The sequence below is a fragment of the Marinibactrum halimedae genome, from assembly GCF_021234875.1.
GTDB classification, from domain to species: Bacteria; Pseudomonadota; Gammaproteobacteria; order Pseudomonadales; family Cellvibrionaceae; genus Marinibactrum; species Marinibactrum halimedae.
The window spans coordinates 1-1,912 of the sequence record NZ_JAJQVM010000091.1; the positions used below are offsets into that span (position 1 = coordinate 1).

Consider the following 1,912-nt stretch of genomic DNA (forward strand, 5'->3'; position numbering starts at 1 on the left):
CTCGGGAAAATTTTTTGTTTAGACTGCGCTAATGCCGGCGAAAAATGCAGTTAAGTGTCTGAAAGCACTAGGAAAAAAGGGATTGCGGGTATGATCTGCATGTAGGGGGATGTTTCCTGCAAGTAGATCCGATTGGGTATGAGGATCAGATGAATCTTTATGCTTATGTGCATAATGATCCTTTTTCATATACCGACCCGCAAGGGATGTCTTCAGTATCTATGATGGAAGAGGTAGAGAGCATTGGACGACCTTTGCCAGAACCTCAATCTGGATGTGGATGCCAATCTCTGACAGGAAAAGCTGCGCAGGCTTGGGTTCGCTCAGCCCAACAAAATGCCGGTATTTCCAGCACTCAATTATTGCTTGATTTTTTTATTCACCTAAGCATTTCTATGCATAATCAAAGCAATTCTGAAAATACAGATGAGTCTGGTGAAAGTACCCCTGACACAGACGAAGATAATTGGGAGAAAATTCCAGGGAAGCCCGGGGCTTATAGACCTGTGGGGAAAAAAGAGCCTATATTTGAGAAAGATCGTGCTGGTGGAAAATCACACGGAGGAAGCAAATGGAAAAAATGGAATAAAAAAAGAGATTGGGAAAAAGGTAAAAAAAGAGATGGTACATACAATGACAAAGGAGTTAGGCTTCGTGACTAGAGCAAAAAGAAAAATATTAAATTGTGACAAATTGAAGCAAAAAGAATTAAGAGAAAAATATCCTTTTTTGTATGAATTAGAATGCGGAGAAAATAGCGGGAATTTGCATGATATTGCTATTTCTATATTTGATCACTGGCTGTCAGAAGATGAGGCAGTTAATTTATTGGGAGATGTTTCTGCTGGAGGAGAAGTAGAAAGCAGAGTTGCTCCACATAGAAATTTTAATCACTTTTTAGTGAGTTCTTATGAGTCATTCACATATAGATTTAAGGGAAAATTAAATCATCGGTATGTGGTATTTAAAAAATTCAAAACTCTTGGTGCTGCAAAGGATTATGTTGAGCCCAAAATTGAAAGTGTAAGCAACAGATATAAATTCTCACTGATAATACCTGAATTAGATGCAATATATTTTGAAGGGGATGATTATACAAATTACTTGTATTCCAGTAACCCTAATAATTTGTCATTACTATTATCCAAAGCTCAGGAATTAGGTTTGTATGGTTTAAGCTAAGTTTGCCAAAACTTTATATAACCTACTCAAAAAAGCGGCGGGGGTGAATTAATAGGGTACACCCACCGACCTCCTAACTCTAAAAGCGGCAAGGCCTCCATCTTAGCCGCTTTTTTATTTTCACCCGCCAGCCCATATCATAACCCCGCCTGTTGAATCACTGTCTCCAACATCTCACTCACAAATTTCTGCTTGGCTCTGGGCAATTGTGTAGCGCACCTTTTTGCTGTCGTAGTTTTTGCCAAACTCTTCATCGTAGGATTTGCTAAAAAATAGACGTTTTTCCCGAATTGCTATCGTAGCCTTTTCGGGTTTTGCCACTCTTACATCGTAATGTCTACCGCTTTATTGTCGTAACGTGCTGGCGTAAAAAAAGGGCTTTCGCCCTTTTCCTATGTTTCGTCCAACTACGATAACACTTGCTGCGTGATCAACTCTTCATGAGATCGCCAATGCGGTTGCACGAGCACATTATTCACATGCGTAATCGATACGACCCTTTTGGTTTCTCGCGCTGCTTCAATTAAACTTCCCAAACACAAGTTACGACACAGCCGTAAATTCCCTTCACTGGAACGAATAATCAACGCCATCGCGGCCTCATCAAACGTATTAATGCTCATTTTTACCGACTCCAGTTCTCGAACAATGTAACGTTCCATGTCTTCTTGATTCAGTGGCTTGAGCGTCGCGGAATAGGTAATACGACTTTTAATGTCTTTGTTGGTAC

Annotated in this window: 4 protein-coding genes; 2 read left to right on the forward strand and 2 right to left on the reverse strand. The window is 40.1% G+C overall.

All coding sequences use genetic code 11. The features are described from left to right. Positions 1 to 116 precede the first annotated feature (116 nt). Both LU351_RS20355 and LU351_RS20360 read left to right on the forward strand, forming a co-directional pair. Positions 117 to 662, forward strand: a complete 546-nt coding sequence (locus tag LU351_RS20355; RefSeq protein WP_269783560.1) for an RHS repeat-associated core domain-containing protein — start codon at positions 117 to 119, stop codon at positions 660 to 662. Beyond that, positions 655 to 1,182, forward strand: a complete 528-nt coding sequence (locus LU351_RS20360; RefSeq protein ID WP_232595921.1) for a hypothetical protein — start codon at positions 655 to 657, stop codon at positions 1,180 to 1,182. The genes LU351_RS20355 and LU351_RS20360 overlap by 8 nt, the downstream gene beginning before the upstream one ends. A 174-nt stretch (positions 1,183 to 1,356) precedes the next feature. Here the strand turns inward: LU351_RS20360 and LU351_RS20365 are convergent, their stop codons facing one another. After that, the gene (locus LU351_RS20365; protein ID WP_232595922.1) at positions 1,357 to 1,503 is read right to left on the reverse strand and encodes a hypothetical protein; all 147 of its coding nucleotides are present in this window, start codon (positions 1,501 to 1,503) and stop codon (positions 1,357 to 1,359) included. An 86-nt stretch (positions 1,504 to 1,589) separates the two neighbouring features. Continuing rightward, positions 1,590 to 1,912 (reverse strand): hypothetical protein (locus LU351_RS20370; protein ID WP_232595923.1); only part of this gene is annotated, 323 nt, incomplete at its 5' end.